This is a genomic window from Synergistaceae bacterium (assembly GCA_031272035.1).
In the GTDB taxonomy this organism is placed as follows: domain Bacteria; phylum Synergistota; class Synergistia; order Synergistales; family Aminobacteriaceae; genus JAISSA01.
In genome coordinates this window covers 1-17,777 of the sequence record JAISUO010000108.1, presented here as the reverse complement: position 1 = coordinate 17,777, position 17,777 = coordinate 1, and the positions used below count along the sequence as shown (strand labels likewise).

17 protein-coding genes and 1 tRNA gene are annotated in these 17,777 nt (G+C 55.4%); 11 read left to right on the top strand and 7 right to left on the bottom strand.

All coding sequences use genetic code 11. The features are described 5' to 3' along the window. The coding region (locus LBR61_12620; GenBank protein MDR1732924.1) for an IS607 family transposase at positions 1–461 on the bottom strand (461 nt) is incomplete at its 3' end. Between the two features lie 139 nt (positions 462–600). On the opposite strand from LBR61_12620, the gene LBR61_12615 reads away from it, so the two are divergent. From LBR61_12615 to LBR61_12580, 8 genes are all read left to right on the top strand, one after another. Next, positions 601–1,227, top strand: a complete 627-nt coding sequence (locus LBR61_12615) for a hypothetical protein (protein ID MDR1732923.1) — start codon at positions 601–603, stop codon at positions 1,225–1,227. Between the two features lie 212 nt (positions 1,228–1,439). Beyond that, the gene (locus tag LBR61_12610; GenBank protein ID MDR1732922.1) at positions 1,440–2,441 is read left to right on the top strand and encodes an ABC transporter substrate-binding protein; all 1,002 of its coding nucleotides are present in this window, start codon (positions 1,440–1,442) and stop codon (positions 2,439–2,441) included. Between the two features lie 191 nt (positions 2,442–2,632). Beyond that, the gene (locus LBR61_12605; protein ID MDR1732921.1) at positions 2,633–3,829 is read left to right on the top strand and encodes an ABC transporter ATP-binding protein; all 1,197 of its coding nucleotides are present in this window, start codon (positions 2,633–2,635) and stop codon (positions 3,827–3,829) included. Next, on the top strand, positions 3,826–5,520 hold the full coding sequence (locus tag LBR61_12600) for an iron ABC transporter permease (protein ID MDR1732920.1): 1,695 nt from the start codon (positions 3,826–3,828) through the stop codon (positions 5,518–5,520). Before LBR61_12605 ends, LBR61_12600 begins: the two co-directional genes overlap by 4 nt. A 31-nt stretch (positions 5,521–5,551) precedes the next feature. Further along, complete coding sequence (locus LBR61_12595; GenBank protein MDR1732919.1) at positions 5,552–6,655, top strand: ABC transporter ATP-binding protein; 1,104 nt, start codon at positions 5,552–5,554, stop codon at positions 6,653–6,655. Positions 6,656–6,791: 136 nt separating this feature from the next. After that, positions 6,792–8,420: an ATP-binding protein gene (locus LBR61_12590; GenBank protein MDR1732918.1), complete on the top strand. Its 1,629-nt coding sequence runs from the start codon at positions 6,792–6,794 to the stop codon at positions 8,418–8,420. Between the two features lie 97 nt (positions 8,421–8,517). Then, positions 8,518–9,246: a hypothetical protein gene (locus LBR61_12585; protein MDR1732917.1), complete on the top strand. Its 729-nt coding sequence runs from the start codon at positions 8,518–8,520 to the stop codon at positions 9,244–9,246. A gap of 23 nt (positions 9,247–9,269) precedes the next feature. After that, positions 9,270–9,998, top strand: coding sequence for a hypothetical protein (locus tag LBR61_12580; protein MDR1732916.1), 729 nt, complete (start codon positions 9,270–9,272; stop codon positions 9,996–9,998). On the opposite strand, the gene LBR61_12575 is transcribed toward LBR61_12580, so the two are convergent. The 6 genes from LBR61_12575 to LBR61_12550 form a co-directional block, all read right to left on the bottom strand. Further along, positions 9,995–11,611 (bottom strand): aromatic amino acid ammonia-lyase, encoded by a 1,617-nt coding sequence (locus LBR61_12575; GenBank protein ID MDR1732915.1) that lies wholly within the window; start codon positions 11,609–11,611, stop codon positions 9,995–9,997. The genes LBR61_12580 and LBR61_12575 overlap by 4 nt on opposite strands. Further along, positions 11,563–12,606, bottom strand: a complete 1,044-nt coding sequence (locus tag LBR61_12570; GenBank protein MDR1732914.1) for a 4Fe-4S binding protein — start codon at positions 12,604–12,606, stop codon at positions 11,563–11,565. The genes LBR61_12575 and LBR61_12570 overlap by 49 nt, the downstream gene beginning before the upstream one ends. A 15-nt stretch (positions 12,607–12,621) precedes the next feature. Next, entirely contained in the window at positions 12,622–13,272 is a 651-nt protein-coding gene (locus tag LBR61_12565; GenBank protein MDR1732913.1) for an ABC transporter permease, read from the bottom strand. An 80-nt stretch (positions 13,273–13,352) separates the two neighbouring features. Then, positions 13,353–14,279 (bottom strand): hypothetical protein, encoded by a 927-nt coding sequence (locus tag LBR61_12560; GenBank protein MDR1732912.1) that lies wholly within the window; start codon positions 14,277–14,279, stop codon positions 13,353–13,355. 74 nt (positions 14,280–14,353) lie between these two features. Beyond that, positions 14,354–14,998, bottom strand: coding sequence for an ABC transporter permease (locus tag LBR61_12555; GenBank protein ID MDR1732911.1), 645 nt, complete (start codon positions 14,996–14,998; stop codon positions 14,354–14,356). After that, complete coding sequence (locus LBR61_12550) at positions 14,991–15,977, bottom strand: ABC transporter ATP-binding protein (GenBank protein MDR1732910.1); 987 nt, start codon at positions 15,975–15,977, stop codon at positions 14,991–14,993. The genes LBR61_12555 and LBR61_12550 overlap by 8 nt, the downstream gene beginning before the upstream one ends. A gap of 244 nt (positions 15,978–16,221) precedes the next feature. Between LBR61_12550 and LBR61_12545 the strand changes: the two genes are divergently transcribed. The 3 genes from LBR61_12545 (at position 16,222) to LBR61_12535 (ending at position 17,756) form a co-directional block, all read left to right on the top strand. After that, positions 16,222–16,980, top strand: coding sequence for an SDR family oxidoreductase (locus LBR61_12545; GenBank protein MDR1732909.1), 759 nt, complete (start codon positions 16,222–16,224; stop codon positions 16,978–16,980). A gap of 369 nt (positions 16,981–17,349) precedes the next feature. After that, positions 17,350–17,661: a hypothetical protein gene (locus tag LBR61_12540; GenBank protein MDR1732908.1), complete on the top strand. Its 312-nt coding sequence runs from the start codon at positions 17,350–17,352 to the stop codon at positions 17,659–17,661. 19 nt (positions 17,662–17,680) lie between these two features. Next, positions 17,681–17,756 (top strand) — tRNA-Gly (locus tag LBR61_12535). Positions 17,757–17,777: the final 21 nt, after the last annotated feature.

The following is a 17,777-nucleotide window of genomic DNA, read 5'->3' as shown; positions in this document are numbered from 1 at the left end:
ACCTCTACATTTTTAGCTTCACATATAGCAAAAACCAATTCAGCACCAAAACGCAGTAATCTGTCTTTATGGGTCACAACCAAACGTCCAACTTTACCTTCAAGTATTGCCCCTAACAGCCTTCTTAATCCTTTTTTATGATAATTCAGGCCGGAACCAAGGTCTGTTACCACTTCAAACGTCCATCCACGACTGGCACAATATAATTCTAATACCTGTTTTTGACGCTCCAAATCATTTTTTTGGTCATTACTGAATACTCTCGCATAAGCAATGGTTGTCCGCATAAATTCCTGAGTTTTACAGAATCTTTCAGGAAACTGCTTTGAAAGATTATATCTCCTATGTCCCCCGGCAGTATGCTCTGCGATGAGACGCCCCGATTTCTCCCAACGTCTCAATGTTGAGATGGAAACTCCCAATATTTTAGCCGCATCACCGATACCAACCAATCTGTCCATAATGCCCAGGATAGCAAATATTTAGATAGATTGCAAGCGAACTGTCAACAACCCTTTCGTTTCAAAACCCCCTGTTTATGTTAAACTCCTGCCTGAATAGTAAAAAAGATTTCCGAAAATTCTTCAGGGGGTACTGTGGATGAACAGGCTGCAGAGACAGTTGCGAAACAACGGATGGCTCGTTTTTGTGTTGATGTTTGTCATGGTCTTCGTGGCGGCGGCCGGCGGCTGCGGGGGAGGAAGCGACAGCGACGCCGACGTCGACGACGGAACATCCCAGGATCCGTCAACACCGGAAATTCCAGGATCGGGCATCGATTCAATTTACCACACCTGGGTGGTGGATTCATCTTCTTTCAGCTCCTCTTTTTCCCTCGACGGACGGGCTCATTCGCTGAGGCTTTCCAGCGGCAGTTTCACCCTGCGGCGGGCCGACTCCGTCTCGACCAAAGATGTTTCCGCCGGCGCCATTGTCGCTCCGGCTCAGGCTCTGCTGGACATGGATTTCATCTGGTACGTGGATGAAGATCCCTTCACCTGCACCGTCAGGGACTATCCCATCGAAATACAGTACGTTGACAAAGACTCTTACACCTTCACCTGGGAGAGCGCCGGCGACGGCCTCAGCATCACCTGGGCCATGGTCGTGACGCCTCAGGCCGACGAAACCCTGAAAACGGACCTGGGGATATACGGCTCATGGTACGGACAGGTAGCCGCCGGCAACGGTTCGGGGATCAGCGTGAGAAAAAGCGTCGAACGCTGAACCCGCAACCATGAAAAGAATTGCGTAAAAAAAGACTGACGGGGGCAGTGACGCTTTCCCCCGCGCGTGGTATCATACCGGCGAAGTGAAGCGGACGGATTGTCGTGGTTTTTCCTCTGCCGGCGAACGCGGTGCCGGCAGGTGGGGTTTGCACAAAGACCTCCCGCAGTCGTGGAGGTCGGCGTACATATTTCGAAGGGAGGAGTTTTACCATGCGCAGAATCCATATCGCAGCGGCCGCAGTGCTGATCCTCGCCCTTTTCCTGTCGATAGGGGCGGAGAGCGCGGCGGCGAAGGAGAACCTCATCATCTACACCTCCATGAAGGAATCCCTTATCGGGGGAATCGTGGAGGGGTTCAACGCGAAGTATCCCGACATCGCCGTGGACTACCAGTCGGCGGGGGCGGGCAAGCTCATGGCCAAAATCGCGGCCGAGCGGGAGAGCGGAAAGATTCTGGCGGACCTGATCTGGACCAGCGAAGTGCCGGACTTCTACAGCATGAAAAAAGAAGGAATTCTGGAGAAATACGAAACGCCTCTCATCGGGGAAATTCTGAATCCCTTCGACGACTACGACGGACACTTCACGGCGGCCCGCCTGGGTACTTTGGGCATCGCCATCAACACCGACCTGATCAAGACGCCTCCCCAGCAGTGGGCCGACCTCTTCAAGCCCGAGTATAACGGCGCCTTTGGCATCGCCGACCCCGCCCTCTCCGGAACCTCCTACATGAGCGTGGCCCTGCTGGAGAAGCAGTTCGGCTGGGAGTTCTTCGAAAAACTGCGCGGCAACAAGGCCCGAATCGGCAAGGGTTCCGGCCAGGTGGTGGACGACACCGCCTCCGGTGAGCTGGCGGCCAGCCTCGCCGTGGACTATATCACCAACGACAAGATCACGAAGGGAGCCCACATCGCCCTTTACTACCCGCCGGAGCTGCTCATGGCCCCGAGCCCCATCGCCATTTTCAAGGGGACTCCCCATCTGGACGCCGCGAAGAAGTTTGTGGACTACCTGCTGTCTCACGACGCTCAGGTCCTCATCGCCGGAGAGGGCACTCTGTCCGTGAGGACGGACGTGCAGAAGCGTCCGGAGTTCATGCTGCCCGAGGCGGGCGACGCCCTGAAGCGCGCCATTAAGATTGATTACATCGAGATGATGGCCTCCAAGGAAGCCCTGATCAAAAAGTTCACGGATACCCTGCAGGGCCGCTGAGTCGTAACCTTTCCCAAAACGGTTATCCTGAGGCGGGACGGCGCGCTTGCGATTTCGTCCCGCCTTTTGTGGCATTTTACAGCGGATTGTGTAATCGTGTACTGAAAAAGACGCTTAATACTGGTAAGCGACGGACAAAAATTTATACAGAAAAGAGCCAGCGGCTCTAAAACAGGTATTGGAGGAATCCTATGGAAGACATTATCCGGGTCGAAGGACTGGCAAAGCGTTACGGCGCTCATCAGGTGCACAGCGATCTCAGCCTGAAGGTCCGGCACGGGGAGTGCTTTACGCTCCTGGGGCCCTCGGGCTGCGGAAAAACGGTACTGCTGCGGCTCATTGCGGGTTTCGAGGCCCCCGACGCCGGAAAGATCGACATCGCGGACACGACGGTTTCAGACCCGGCGGCGGGTGTTGACGTGTCGCCGGACAGCCGGGGCATTGGCATGGTCTTTCAGGACTACGCCGTGTGGCCCCACATGACGGTGTTCGACAACGTGGCCTATCCTCTGAAACTGGCTAAAAAATCCAAAGAGGAAATAAAGAATCGGGTCATGGAAACCATCGCTCTGGTGGGCATGACGGGGCTGGAAAAGCGTCTGCCCTCGGAGCTTTCCGGCGGACAGCAGCAGCGGGTGGCTCTGGCCCGCGCCCTGGTGGCCCGCCCCTCTCTCCTGCTTCTGGACGAGCCCCTGACCAACCTGGACGCCAACCTGCGGGAGGAAATGCGCTTCGAGATCAAAGAGCTGCAGCGTAAACTCGAAACCACCGTCCTTTACGTCACCCATGATCAGGAGGTGGCGCTGGCCCTTTCCGACCGCCTGGCCGTTATGGACGACACCGGCCGCATACGCCAGACGGGGACCCCCTGGGAGATTTTCGAGCGTCCGGCGGACTCCTTCGTGTTCAGCTTCATGGGCATCGCCAACTTCCTTCCGGTGCGGAAGGACGAGGGCGGCGCGTGGCTGGTGGGCGACGGCGGGCAGAATATTCTCCGGGCCTGGAAGGGCAGTAAAGAACAGCCTGCGGATCCGCATCAGGCTGGAATCGAGAGCGGGAAGGCCTTTGCCGGTTTTCGCCCGTCGGATGTGCGGATCAGCCGGCTGGGCAGGGCGGAGGCGGGAGGACTTCGGGGAATCGTCCGGCGGGCCAGCTTTCTGGGGGCCATGATGGACTATCTCATCGACGTGGACGGGGCGACGCTCCGCACCAGCATCGAAACCCACGAGGCCCTGAAGAGCGACCTGATGTTCAAAGAGGGCGAGGACTGCGCCCTCGATTTTCTGAGCCTGCACTGGTTCGACGCCGAAAGCATTGAAAGCGTCGAAAAAAATGATAAAAATGAAAAAACCAGTGCGTCGGGCTCGAGTTCGGAGGTTCGATCATGAATCCCATCACTCAAAAAAGCCATTTCGGCACCGCCCAGATCATTCTCTTTCTCTCCATCTCCATCCTCGTGGTCGTGGTGGCCGTGCCCGTTCTGCTCATTCTCTTCAACGCGTTCTGGGTCGACGGGAAGTTCAACCTCGCCGACGTCCTCCGGATCATTCGGGAGCCGGACACCTGGCAGGCGCTGGTCAACTCCCTGATCATCGCCACCGGCACCACCATCGGCAGCACGGTGGTGGGGACCTTCTTTGCCTGGCTGGTGACCCGCACGGACCTGCCCTGCAAACGCTTCATGAAGGCCATGTTCCTCGTCCCCTTCATGCTGCCCTCCTTCATCGGAGCCATGGCCTGGAAGATGCTGCTCTCCCCCAGGGCGGGCTTCATCAACCGGTTCTTCATGACGACCTTCGGCCTCAGCGGCCCCATTTTCAACATCTACAGCTATGCGGGCATCATGCTGGTGGAGATCATGTACCTCTTTCCCTTCGTGTTCATCCAGGTCTGCGGCGCTCTGGAGCGCATGGACCCCACTCTGGAGGAATCCGCCCGCATTTCGGGGGCCGGGCTCTTCACCATCACCCGAAAAATCACCATTCCCCTGGTGCTGCCCAGCATTCTTTCCGGCGCGCTCCTGATCATGCTGTACTCCATGGCCCACTTCGGGACCGTGGCGGTGCTGGGCATCGAGAACGGCATTTTCAACATTCCGACTCTGATTTATCAGCGCATCCACCAGAGCGCCGGCAGCTTCGCCTCCATTCGTACGGGCACGGTGCTGGCCACGGTTCTCGTGCTGGCGGCGACCCTGATTATCTGGCTTCAGGGTAAAATCCTCAGCCGGGGCCACTATCAGATCATCGCGGGAAAAAGCTTCCGCCCCATGGAGCTGAAGCTGCGCACTCTGCGAATTCCCCTTTTCCTTTTCTGCCTGGCCTACATCGGGTTCACCATCGTCCTGCCCACCCTGGTCATTTTCCTCGTGGGAGGGCTGAAGACCTACGGCCTGCCCTTCACCTGGGAAAATCTTTCGCTGGACAACTACAAATTCATCCTCTTCAGCTACAAGGTCACCCGTGACGCCATCCGCAACAGCGTCGTGCTGGGGTTCAGCGCGGCGATCATCACCATGTTCGCGGGGGTCATGATCTCCTACGTCATCGTCAAGATGAAGGTTCGGGGCAAGGGGATTCTGGAGTTTCTGGGGATGCTGCCCTTCTCGGTTCCCGGCTCGGTCATCGCCCTCGGCGTGATTCTGGCCTGGAGCGGGAAGTACGGAGTGAACCTGTACAACACCGTATGGATCATTCTCGTGGCCTACATTGCCCGTTACATGGCCTTTTCCCTTCGGGCCAACTCCGCCGCTCTGGAGCAGGTTCACGATTCCCTCGTGGAGGCGGCCCGGGTCTGCGGCGCCACCATGTGGCAGGCCCTGAAGGACGTGGTTCTGCCTCTGGTGCGTCCGGGCATGTTCGCGGCCTTCTTTCTCATCTTCCTCCCCTCCCTGCGCGAGCTGACCGTTTCCATCATGCTCTACGCCCCCACGACGCGCACCATCGGGGTGGCCATCTACACCCTGAACGAGGACGGGGAGACCGTGGTTTCCGCCGCGCTGGCGGGCATTGCTCTCATCATCATCGTGACGGGCCAGATTCTCGTGGAGCGCTTCATGGGCGCCAGAGCCAAAGGCTAGAGGCAGAAAGGACAGAGGCGGGTAAACAATCATGGCACATGTACAGCTTATAGACGTAACGAAACGCTTCGGGTCCGTCACGGCGGTGGACGCCCTGAACCTCTCCATCGAAAAGGGAGAGTGCTTCTCCATGCTGGGACCCTCGGGCTGCGGCAAGACCACGACCCTGCGGATGGTGGCGGGTTTCGAGGACCTGAGCGAAGGCGAGATCCACGTGGGCGGACGCCTGATTTCCTCCCGGGCGAAAAATTATTACCTTCCCCCGGAAAAGCGCGACTTCGGCATGGTCTTTCAGGCCTTCGCCGTGTGGCCCCACATGTCGGTTCGGGAGAACGTGGCCTTCCCTCTGCGGCTCCGCAAACTTCCCGGGGCGGAAATCGACCGTCGGACGAAGGACGCCCTTTCCGCCACCAACCTGCTTTCCGCGGCGAGCGAAAGCCCGGCGGACCTCTCCGGCGGGGGCAAACAGCGGGTGGCTCTGGCCCGGGCTCTGGCCATCAACCCGGACGTCATGCTTCTGGATGAACCCCTGTCCAGCCTGGACCCCCATCTTCGGGAGGAAATGCGCTTCGAGATTCGGGACCTTCAGCGCAAATACGGATTTTCCATCATCTACGTGACCCACGACCAGGCCGAGGCCATGGCGCTGTCGGACCGCATTCTGGTCATGAAGCTGGGCGTCGTCCAGCAGATCGACACCCCTCTCGCCGTTTACAACAACCCGGCCAATCGCTTCGTGTTCAGTTTCATCGGCCTGTCCAACTTTCTGCGGGTGGTTTGGGAGGGCGAAAACGCCTTCTGTCTGCGGCCGGCCGACGGAGAGGATCGCTCCGGAGACACGCGCCTGCCGCCGGGGCTGACGCCGCCTCCCGAACTGCTGGGGAAAACCGGTGAGCTGTCTCTGGCCAGCCGTCCCTCGGAGATCGATTTCTGCGGAGAGGGAGAGGCCGACGGGCTGCCCGGAGTGGTCACCCGCAAAGCCTTCCTGGGCGAGGTGGTGGACTACCAGATCAAAGCCGGAGGTCAGGAGCTGCGGGTTCAGAAGGGCCGGCGGGCGCCGGGTCCCGATACGGGGGAGGCCTGCCGCCTGAAACTGCTGCGTCCCTTCTGGTACGAGGCCGGACAGGAGGTATGACGGAGCCTTAGGGGAGTTGATACGCCTTTTTATAAAGAATGAATAATAATAAAATTCCCTATACAGTTGTATTATACTATATACAACGGAGGGGGAATGAAGGGGAATGGCGGCAGGCGAAGCGGAGTTTCAGCCCTTGGAAAAATTTTTTAACACAGCGGGACCCATTCAGGAAGATATTCATTATTCGCTGAATCCGTTGCGCCGAATCAACTACACGGAAATTGCCTCTCTGATTGAACAGCGTAAATATTTTACGCTGCACGCGCCCCGTCAGACGGGAAAAACCACGGCGCTGCTCTCCATTCTGAAGGCCGTTGACGGAGAGGGCAGGTACCGCTGCGTCTATTTCAGCGTCGAGTCCGCCCAGACGGCCCGGGGCAACGTGGCTTCGGGCATTCGAACCATCATGTCCGAGTTTGTCAGCGCCGCGGAAAGGTTTCTCCCGGTCGCTCCGCCTGCGGGACGGGTTTCGGCTCTTCTGAACGAGGTAGGGGAACACGCGGCTCTGGGAAAGCTGATTGAGGACTTTTGCCTGGACCTGGACAAACCTCTGGTGCTGCTCATCGATGAAATCGACTCTCTTGTGGGGGATACGCTGGTTTCCGTTTTATGCCAGCTCCGTAAAAGCTACGAAAAACGTCCGTCCCGCGCGCCGCTCTCCGTGCTGCTCTGCGGAGTGCGCGACGTGCGGGACTGTTACATTTACGAGGAGACCGGCGAGGTGGTCACCGGAGAGAGGTGTTTCAACATCCGGTCTGAATCCCTGCGCCTGCCGGATTTTTCCCCCGGCGAGATTCAGGAGCTGTACGAACTGCACACGAACGCCACGGGGCAGATTTTTCGGGAATCCATTTACGAAAAAATCTGGGATTTGACCCGGGGTCAGCCCTGGCTGGTCAACGCCCTGGCCCATCAGGCGACCTGGAAACTTCCGGAGGGTCGAGACCGCGGCAGACCGGTGACGCCGCCCATGATCGAAGAAGCCGCCGCGCTTCTGACAGCGGAGCGGGGAGTCCATCTGGACTGGCTTGTCAACAGCTTTAACGAGCCCCGGGTGAGTCGCGTGCTTTCTCCCATACTGGCTGGGAAAAACTGGTCGGCCATGGAGGAAAAGCCCCTTCCGGAAGATCTGCGCTATGTGACCGACCTGGGTCTGGTGCGAAACGAGGACGGCAACTACGTGGTCGCCAACGGCATTTATCGCGAGGTTCTTCCCCGGGAGCTTTCCTATCTCATGGAGGCCGGGCTGACGTCTTCCCCCACCAGGGACTGGTACGTCCAGACCGACGGCCGGCTGGACATGGATCAGGCTCTTCAGGTGTTTCAGAGGATTTGTCAGGAGCAGCTGGAAGGCTGGAAAAAGGGTTGCGCTTACAGAGACGCGGTTTTTCATCTGCTGATGCAGGCCTTTTTGCAGAGGATTCTGAACGGCGGCGGACTTTTGGACCGTCATTACGGGCTGGGGCTGGGTCGGGTGGATCTCCTTATCCGCTGGCGCTATCCGAAATCGGCGCTTCCGGATCAGCAGCAGGAGCAGCGTATTGTGCTGGAGCTGAAGACGATTCGCCAGAACAACCCCGATCCCAAGCAGGTGTTTTCCGAAGGGCTGATGCAGACGGCCCGATGCGCCAGCCGCGCCTCCGCCGGAGAAGCCCACCTGATCGTCTGCGACGAGCGCCCCGGCTGGGGATGGGCCGAAAAAATCTACGACCGAGTGGAACAAAGCTCCGACGGACGGGACATCCACATCTGGGGGGTATAAGAACGTTCCCGGAAAGACATACGGTGAACGGTGGTGTGGAATATCAGTGCTAAAATAATGCGGAAGCCGCACAGAGTATAAGTGAGGAAAGACAGGTATGCTGGAGAAGCTGAAACACAAAGGATTTCAAATTTTAGCGCTGCACCACGCGGAAGCCATACTGAAATACGATATGCCCCAAGCGCTTCAGGAACTGGAAAATGTACTTCTGGAAGTACGCATCCCTGGAGAAGAACTGATTTTCGGCGGAGGAGGAGAAGGAGAACTGACTCAGCGATTACGGAAAAAACTTTCCGGTGAATATGGGTGGAAGAAGCATAATTTTGAAATTAAAAAAATTATAGATGGTGAGGAAAAAGAATTCATATCCCACGAACTTGATCATGTAAAACGATTCCCATCGGGCGTTTTTGCGCTGGAAATCGAATGGAACAACAAAGATCCTTTTTTTGACCGGGATCTGGAAAACTTCAAAAGACTGCACGCTGATGGAGTTATTTCGATCGGATCTATCATTACCCGAGGACAGACCCTGCAGGAATCTCTCAGAGAACTTGTTGCCGAATTTGCCGAAAAGAACGCTTTGAATAACATTGAGGCGGTGCAAAAATATTATTCTCCAACAGTTCGCCAGCGTCGTATCATCGCTCAAAAGGCGGCGCAGAAGAACTCTTTTGAAAAGGGATGGGCGGAGGCCTTTGTTTCGGATAAATTTGGCGAGGCCACGACGCACTGGCGCAAATTGGAAGATCGTGTGCATCGCGGAGTGGGAAATCCCTGTCCTTTGCTGTTGATCGGGATTCCCAGAGAAGTTGTTTTCATTTAGCGTCTGAGAACGGAGAGATTTCTGTGAACTCTAACATCCGCAGCATTACCGCCGCTGAAATCAGCCCGTCGGAAGATTTGATCAATAAAGCTGCTACCGGCCTTCATTACACTACAATTCTAGCGGATCCGCCTTGGCAGTTCCAGAACCGTACAGGAAAGGTCGCTCCTGAACACAGGCGATTGTTGCGTTATCCCACAATGGAACTGGAAGAAATCATGTCTTTGCCAATCGCAAAGCTGGCTGCCGCAAAATCACATCTTTACCTGTGGGTTCCGAATGCCTTGCTGTCCGAAGGACTGAGAGTTATGGCGTCCTGGGGTTTCACCTATAAAACGAATCTGGTCTGGTATAAGATCCGAAAAGACGGCGGCCCTGACGGCAGAGGCGTTGGATTTTACTTCAGGAATGTGACGGAACTGCTGCTTTTCGGTGTCCGCGGAGGGATGAGGACCCTTGATCCCGGAAGAACACAGGTCAATGTCCTGTCCACCCGTAAACGGGAACATTCCCGTAAGCCGGATGAATTTTACGACCTGATAGAGTCCTGTTCTCCCGGTCCTTATCTTGAACTGTTCGCCCGTTTTCATCGACAGGGCTGGCATCAGTGGGGAAACGAGGACGTAGAAGTCAATTCCTTCAACGGAGGCGCCATGCGGAAGGCACACGCAGAACCCCGTCAGACGGAAGCTCAGTTGACGTTGTTTCACGCGACGGACGGGACATCCACATCTGGGGGGTCTGAAAGTTAGAACATGGGGCCGATGATTTTTTCGGCGATGGCGCGTATCCGCCCTGAGTGAACGAGGGTATGGGCCCACTCCATATCGGGCGCGATGTAGTGATCGTTTTTCATAAAAGGAGCTTTCTCCCGGACGGCCGCGGCGATTGCCGCCGTCACAGGAGAAGGCGCGTCTTCACCGGAGCGAAATTCCGCCGCCTGAACGGCCGCAAGCAGCTCATTGCCCAGCACGTATTCCGCCAGTTCCACGACCTGCCTGGCTTTGCGGGCCGCGTTGTATCCCATGCTCACGTAATCTTCCTGCAGGGCGCAGGTGGGGATCGAATCGACGGAGGCGGGGTGCGAAAGAACGCGTATCTCTCCCATCAGTCCCGCCGAGGAGTTTTGCAGTTCCATATACCCGCTGTTGCTTCCGGGATCCGGCGTCAGGAAGGGAGGAAGGCCGCTCACATACTCGTTGAGCAGGCGATCTGTCCGGCGCTCGGAAATTTTGGACAGGTATCCCATGGCAATGCACAGGGAATCGCTCTCGATGCCCGTGAATCCCGCGTCGGCGTTGCAGGCGCTGATGACCTCCCCGGACGGGTGGATGATGGGATTGTCGTTGCAGGAATGGAGCTCATTTTCCAGAACGCTCACTGCGTCCTCGATGGTTCTGCGCGCCGCTCCGTGGGCCTGAGGGACGCAGCGAAGGGACAGTGCGTCCTGGAGGTTCCTTTCCCCGTGGTCAGCGCTCCCGTTCAATATCTTCAGAATATGCCGGGCTATCCTTTGCTGTTCCGGCTGACGTTTGGCCGACATGACCCTCTCGTCGAAGGACGAGAGATTCGCGTGCAGGACTTCCAGCGTGCAGGCGGCGATCACATCTGCCGTGGAGACCAGATTTCGGGCGTCGCAGGCCGCCAAAGCGCCCAAAGCCGTTATTGACGTACAGCCGCTTATCAGGCAGAGCCCCTCTCTGTGGGTTGGGACGACAGGGCGGATTCCCGCGCGTTTCATGGCTTCTCCGCCGTCCAGAAGCTCTCCTCCGAACCAGGCTTTGCCTCTGCCCGTCAAAACCAGAGCGATATGCGCTTCAATGGCCAGGTAACCCACAGACCCGTGAGAAGGGGCCCAGGGGACGACGTCTCTGTTGAGCATTGCGGCGAGTTTTTCCAGCGTCTCCATCCGGACGCCGGAGTACCCGGCCCCCATGTTGAGGAGCATGACGAACATCGTCGCCCGCACCGCTTCCCGATCCAGAGGTTCTCCCACGCTGGTGCAGTGGGTAAGCAGGATGTTTTCCTGATAACGTCCGGCTTCGTCCTCCGAAATGATGCGGCGCACGTTTTCGCCCACCCCTGTCGTCACGCCGTAAATCACGCGCTTTTCTCTGATGAATCGCTCCGTCAGCGCCCTGCTTCGCTCCACCCTTTCACGGCAGGCGCTATTGAAGGAAACGCGTACATCGTGACGCGCCACCGCCACAAGGACGTCGAGGCTGACGTCTTCGCCCGGAACAGCTTCTGTAACAATACTGGCGCGATTGCAGGATAATTTCTCCCTGCCGTGACCTTCTGGAAAACGCGGTTCCGTCATCTCGGCGTCAGCGTAATCGCTCCCCGTGGGCAATTCGAGGAACAAATGGTGCAACCCCAGCATTTATCTTCATTAAATCGCACTTTTTTATCGTCATCTACAAAAAAGGCCTGAAAATTACAGATTTGGACGCATTTTTTGCAGCTGACGCACTTTTCTTCATGCCAGACGGTGCGGTGGTTGGATTTGGGGTAAATCAGCCTTGTGTTCAAACGTTTGGCCATTTTAACCGGATAACACGTCTGTCCCTCGCAGTTGCACATGCTGAATCCCTCTCCGACCTGCATCAGTCCTCTGCGATTCCACTCCTTCACCCGCTTCTTCGCCTCTTCCAGCGAGACGCGCTCGCCGTAGCCCCGGTCATATTCGGTGTTAATCCCGCCATAAAAGCGGACGCACACGCTGGAAGGCCAGTCGTGGTAATACTCCATCATTTTGCAGTTGCAGGGCAGAATATAAATGAAATCTTTGTTTTTCTCCAGAACTTTCATGGCTTCGTCCAGAGAGAGAAAGTCGTTTTGGTGCATTTTTTCCTCAATACCCGCTATTTTGCCGCGAATAATGTGGGAATATTTTTCCATATAAACCTGCAAATCCCACTCGTTCATGGCGGCTTTTTTTTCTTTGCTGACCGGCGCGTATTTTTCAGGTTCAAACTGCGCGAAATAGGGATAACGGACGTAAAAATCCGTAATCCTGTATAAGGCTTTCCTGTTCTCCTCCTCGCTGACGACCCGCTGGCCGATGCTTTCGAAGGGAATGTCGATGCTGCCGTAGAGGGCGGAGGCTGGATCTTTGCGATCGGGGACCACTTTGGCGAGGACGGCCCGATGATACATGTCCCGGATAAATTCTTCCGGTTCGTCGCTGATGCGGTTTTTCGTGATCAGGTCGGTCAGCCGGGCGACGGAGTACAGGTCTTTGCCCGCCGCGGCGATGAACTCGATTTCCGCGTCCGTAAGCATCAGACGGGCCTCTTCGCGGAACTCGGTGGGAACGTCGTACAGCTCCATGGCTTTTTCAAATACAGCGTTATTCATTTCAGTCTCCTCGCATTATAGAACCGTGTCTTCATATATTTCATCAGGAGCGCCTTTTTGTTTCCGGCGGACGAGTCCCCGCGCTCTGTTCGAAAAGTGAGTTTCCGCCTTCGTCAGCAGCTGGTTCGTCAGGAGGGAGAGCATCGAGACGAGCAGGATGCCCCACACGAGTTTGACCATGTGCAGGGTCCTTACCCCTTCGAACATCAGCGTGCCTATTCCTCCGCTGTTGATGGTGGCGGCGATCGTCGCTATACTGATGGAGGATAACGCCGCTATGCGGAAGCCGGAGATCAGCCTGGGCGCAATCAGGGGCAGCTCAATCCGGAACAGAATCTCCCTGTCGCTGAGACCCATTCCCCGGCTGGCCTCCAGAATGGCGGGGTCTATCGCCTGAAAGCTCGTAACGACGTTGCGCAGCAGAATGAACTGCGCGTAAAGGCAGATCACAATCACCGCGGTCCGCATTCCCAGCCCCGTGAAGGGAATGAGGATGACCAGAAGCGCGATGCTGGGAACCGAGTAAATCGTGCTGAACACGCCGATGACCGCGGTGGATATCCATCTGGTGCGGGAAAGGAAGTACCCCAGAGGCAGCGCGATGCAGGCGGCGATGGTCAGCGCCAGCGCCACAATCGTCATATGCTGCCCCAACAGGGTGAACATTCTGTTGTGCTGCCTGAGAAAAAACGTCCAAAATCTCATAATTTATATTTGAAGATATATCTTATGATTTTTTGAAGAATTTATTTTCCCGCAAGGGTTTTTGCATAAAAATCTTTCGCCACGTCTTCGTACTCCTCGTGCCGCAGAACCACGTCGGCGCTGAGGCCGATGACGGCTTTGGGCTGCAGCTGCGCCGTAACTCTGTCGAGAATGTTTTCTATTTCGGGATACTGACTCAGTTTTTCCTGCCGAATAATTGGGGTCAGATAGTAAGGCGGCCAAATCTGGCGGCTGTCCGTCAGCGTGACCAGGTTCGGATCTTCCAGCTGAGGATCCGTGGTATATCCCATCGTGACGTCTCCCTGATCGTTCAGCAGAATTGAGTACTTCAGCCCCGAATCGAAGCTCTTGCGGCTTTTAAATTCGAATTTGCCATACCCTTTTTCCATCGCCTGCAGGTGGTCGGCTCTTTCCGTCCAGTCGGTTCCCCCCTGCACGGCGCGGAGTTCCTTCGCGTGTTTCTGAACGTCGGAAATATCCGCAAGCCCCAGTTTGTCCGCGATTTTTTTGGGAACGACAAGGCAGTAGGTGTTGTTGATGTTGGAAGGTTGCAGCCAGACGATGTTGAATTTTTCCTTATATTTCTCCTTTGCGACCCGGTACGCTTCGTCCGAATCGTAAATCGGGGCGAGCTTCAACACGTTGGTAATACCGGTGTTTGTATATTCCGGATAGAGGTCGATGTCGCCTTTTTCAATGGCGGTCCAGAGGACGGTGTTGTCCAGGTTGTCGATAAATTCCACCGTGAAGCCCTTTTCCTCGAGCGCGTACTGATACAGCTTGGCGACGATCTGGTTTTCGGCAAATCCCTTGGAGGCGATGATGACCTTTTTTGCGCCTCCTTCAGCGGCGTCGGCGCCGCCGGCGAAAACGGCGGACAGAAAAACGAGCGCGGCGGCAAAAATAAATCCCCTGACTGCACGAATACTTCCTGCATTTTTCCTCATAACATTTTTCTCCTTTATCGATAGAATTTATTAGAAATAAAACTAATGGTAATAAAACCAATAGAAAATAAAATTCAGGAACAGAAAATGGACAGTCTTTTTTGAATCAGCCCGAAGACGGCGTCCACCGTCAGCGACAGCAGCGCAACGGTGATCCCTCCGGTCAGAATGACAGTCAGGTTCATGTAATTGATGCCGAACATGACGAGCTCTCCCAGGCCGCCCGCTCCAATGTAAGCGGCGATGGTGGTTGTCGCGATGACATCCACGGCGCAGGTTCGTACGCCCGCCATGATGAAGGGCGCGGCCAGCGGAAGCTCCACCTCCCAAAAAATTTCCCGGGCAGACAGCCCCATTCCCGTCGCGCTCTCCAGTACAGCCGGTTCCACCTGCTGCAGGCCTGTGTAAGAGCTGATGAGGATCGTGGGAATGGAATGCACGACCAGCGCGAAAAAGGCGGGGCCAAAACCGATGCCCATAACGGGGAGTATGAGCAGCAGCAGAGCCAGACTGGGTATAACCTTCAAAACATTGAAAGCATTGATGACGACGGCGGACACTCTGGGTTTTTTTGCGCACAAAGCCCCCGTCGGCACGCCAATGGCCACGCTGACGAGGATGACGGCGACAAAAATGAGGAAATGGATTTTGACGGCTTCCAGGTAGGTTTCCCGATGGGACCCGATATATTCGAAAATATCAAAAAAGAACTCAGACATAATATTCAATCCCATCGTTTCTCAAAGAGGCAATGGACCGCAGGTCGTCCCAGGAGATTTCTCCCCTTACCTGACCGCCGTCGTCCGTCACCCGAAAATAAGGCGCGCCGGTTTCCATGAATTTTGCCAGCACGCTGCTCAGCGTTTCCGCCTCGTGCACGAGGGGAACGTTTGGGGTGTCGCTGTGACGGGCGGGGGAGGCGACCACCTCCGCGCGCAGTACCTGCAATTTTTCCAGGGTGTTTTCCGCGGCCACCAGTCTGGAAACAAAAGTGTTCACCGGGCGGAACAGGATATTGTAAGGGGTGTCGTATTGCTGAACCCTGCCTTCGTTCATGACGATGACCTTCTCGCCGAGTTTGAGGGCTTCATGAATATCATGGGTGACGAATAAAATTGTTTTTCCCAGTTTTTTGTGGATTGTCAGCAATTCGTCCTGCAAAATCTTTCGCGTGATGGAGTCGATGGCGCCGAAGGGCTCGTCCATGAGCATGACGCCTGGCTCCGCCGCCATGGCCCGGGCCAGCCCCACCCGCTGCTGCTGACCGCCTGAAAGTTGCGCCGGGTAGCGATTCCGGTAGTATGAGGGAGTGAGATGCACCAGTTCCAGCAGATACTCCACCCGTTCTTCAATCATATTTTTGTTCCACTTCAGACTTTTGGGCACCACGGCGATATTTTCCGCCACGGTCATATGCGGAAACAGGCCAATCTGCTGAATGACGTAACCTATTTTTTTACGATAGTCCTCCACTTTGAGTTCGTGAATATTTTGTCCGTTGAATAAAATTTCTCCCGAGGTGAGCTCGTGAATTCGGTTGACCAGTTTCAGGAGGGTCGTTTTCCCCGATCCGGACGTCCCCAGAATGGTCACGAAGCTGCCTTCACGTATATCCAGCGTCACCTCATCGACGGCGTTTTGCCCTGTTCCTGTGAATCTTTTCGTCGCTTTGTTAAACGAGATCACCACGTCAGACATATTCTCGCTCCGTTTTCTGGAAGTCGTCCCGGATGAATCAATTTATATAAAATATATAAGTTATATAAGTTATTTTAAATCATACATTAAAAGTATCTTTTGTCAATATTGCGAAATCTAATCTGATTTGTTATAAAATGTCTTTGTACAGCGGCAGAAAGCGGGCCTAAAAGGCAGAGTGACAAATTTCAGGTCAGACAGCTTTTGGCAAATCAAAATAATCGAAAACAGAAAGGAAAAACAAATGGGCAAATTGGACGGCAAGGTTGCGATCATCACCGGCGGATCCGGTGGCATAGGTCTGGCCACCGGCAAATTGTTTCTGCAGGAAGGCGCGAAGGTCACAATCGTCGGCTCGCGTCAGGAGAGAGTCGATGCCGCGCTGGCGGAGGTGCGAAATTACGCCGACAGCGTGCTGGGAATTGCTGTTGACACCTCCACCGAGGAGGGCGTCAAACGGTACGTCGATGCCACGGTCGCCAGGTTCGGCGCCATCGATATTCTCTTCAACAACGCCGGCATAGAAGGCAAAGTGGCGCCGATCGTTGAGGCCGACGTCCGGGATTTCGACCGCGTGATGGCCGTCAATGTCCGCGGAACGTGGCTGGGGTTGAAGTACGTTCTCCCATACCTGTACGCGAAGAAGTCGGGCAGCGTGATCAACATGTCTTCGATAGGCGGGTTGTCGGCCGGGCCGATGCCGGTCTCCCCGTATGTCACGTCAAAGTTCGCCATCACCGGCATGACGCGAATCGCTGCCGTTGAATCCGCGCCATATAATGTGCGCGTCAACTCCGTGCACCCGTCTCCGGTGGAGACGCGTATGATGCGCTCTCTGGAGGGCGGTTCGGGCGTCTCGCACGATCAGGTGGCCTCCGGCATTCCGCTGGGGCGCTACGCGGATCCGGACGACGTTGCCCGGTTGGTGCTGTTCCTGGCGTCGGACGAATCCACCTTCATCACGGGGTCGAACTACCGCGTCGACGGCGGAATGCTGAGCTGACAGAAAACTCTCTGAACTGCGCACAGGGTACGCGTCGGTTCGATTGAACATTGGCCCGCAGGAAACGGGCGCGGTCGGGACCCGAAGCGAAAGAAGAAAATCTTGCCGGACCTGTTGAAAAACATGTTCATACCATTTTGAAATAAACGGCCTGATGAAGAAACTACGCGACTCACGCGGCTCATACTTCACCGGTTCGCTGCTTATAAAGTTAGAATAGCCAAAAGCAGTGATATTCAAACATTAGCTTCTTCCTTAACGCTCGGTTGAAAGCAAATTGGTATCAATCATAAATCGCTTCGGGAACTCGCGCTGTCTGTTCAATCCGTTTATGACGCGTTCCAGGTTGACGGGTTCTTAAAATAGACAATGGACGAAACGTGGGATGATTTGGAATTAAAAGCAAGAGTTCGAAAAATAAGCATAAATTTAGGAAAATACCTGCCCGCGGACTATGGAGAAGCTCTTGCCATTCTTGAAAAAGCAGTTGCGGGCCTGTCGAATGCTTTTTTCTTTCCGGACTTTGTCGAGGTCTATGGGCAGGATGAAGCCAATTTTGATTTATTGCAACCCCCCGCTCGCCCCGCCGGGTTGCAGTTAGTTTTTCAATTGAGGGGCATGAGTGACACGACAACACAACGACAGAGAGGATCTTGTCAAACAGGACGTCTTTCTGTATAATCCCTGTTTGTGAGAGATTGCGGATATAGCTCAGCTGGTAGAGCATTAGCTTCCCAAGCTAAGGGTCGCGGGTTCGAATCCCGTTGTCCGCTCCAGAAAATACAAGGGTTTAGGGG

What these genes read in the sequence shown, in the direction of transcription:
- LBR61_12610 (MDR1732922.1), top strand. Translation starts at nt 1,440, where the DNA reads ATGCGCAGAATCCATATCGCAGCGGCCGCAGTGCTGATCCTCGCCCTT.
- LBR61_12605 (MDR1732921.1), top strand. Translation starts at nt 2,633, where the DNA reads ATGGAAGACATTATCCGGGTCGAAGGACTGGCAAAGCGTTACGGCGCT.
- LBR61_12595 (MDR1732919.1), top strand. Translation starts at nt 5,552, where the DNA reads ATGGCACATGTACAGCTTATAGACGTAACGAAACGCTTCGGGTCCGTC.
- LBR61_12565 (MDR1732913.1), bottom strand. Translation starts at nt 13,272, where the DNA reads ATGTTCACCCTGTTGGGGCAGCATATGACGATTGTGGCGCTGGCGCTG.
- LBR61_12585 (MDR1732917.1), top strand. Translation starts at nt 8,518, where the DNA reads ATGCTGGAGAAGCTGAAACACAAAGGATTTCAAATTTTAGCGCTGCAC.
- LBR61_12600 (MDR1732920.1), top strand. Translation starts at nt 3,826, where the DNA reads ATGAATCCCATCACTCAAAAAAGCCATTTCGGCACCGCCCAGATCATT.
- LBR61_12560 (MDR1732912.1), bottom strand. Translation starts at nt 14,279, where the DNA reads ATGAGGAAAAATGCAGGAAGTATTCGTGCAGTCAGGGGATTTATTTTT.
- LBR61_12570 (MDR1732914.1), bottom strand. Translation starts at nt 12,606, where the DNA reads ATGAATAACGCTGTATTTGAAAAAGCCATGGAGCTGTACGACGTTCCC.
- LBR61_12540 (MDR1732908.1), top strand. Translation starts at nt 17,350, where the DNA reads ATGGACGAAACGTGGGATGATTTGGAATTAAAAGCAAGAGTTCGAAAA.
- LBR61_12550 (MDR1732910.1), bottom strand. Translation starts at nt 15,977, where the DNA reads ATGTCTGACGTGGTGATCTCGTTTAACAAAGCGACGAAAAGATTCACA.
- LBR61_12555 (MDR1732911.1), bottom strand. Translation starts at nt 14,998, where the DNA reads ATGTCTGAGTTCTTTTTTGATATTTTCGAATATATCGGGTCCCATCGG.
- LBR61_12615 (MDR1732923.1), top strand. Translation starts at nt 601, where the DNA reads ATGAACAGGCTGCAGAGACAGTTGCGAAACAACGGATGGCTCGTTTTT.
- LBR61_12545 (MDR1732909.1), top strand. Translation starts at nt 16,222, where the DNA reads ATGGGCAAATTGGACGGCAAGGTTGCGATCATCACCGGCGGATCCGGT.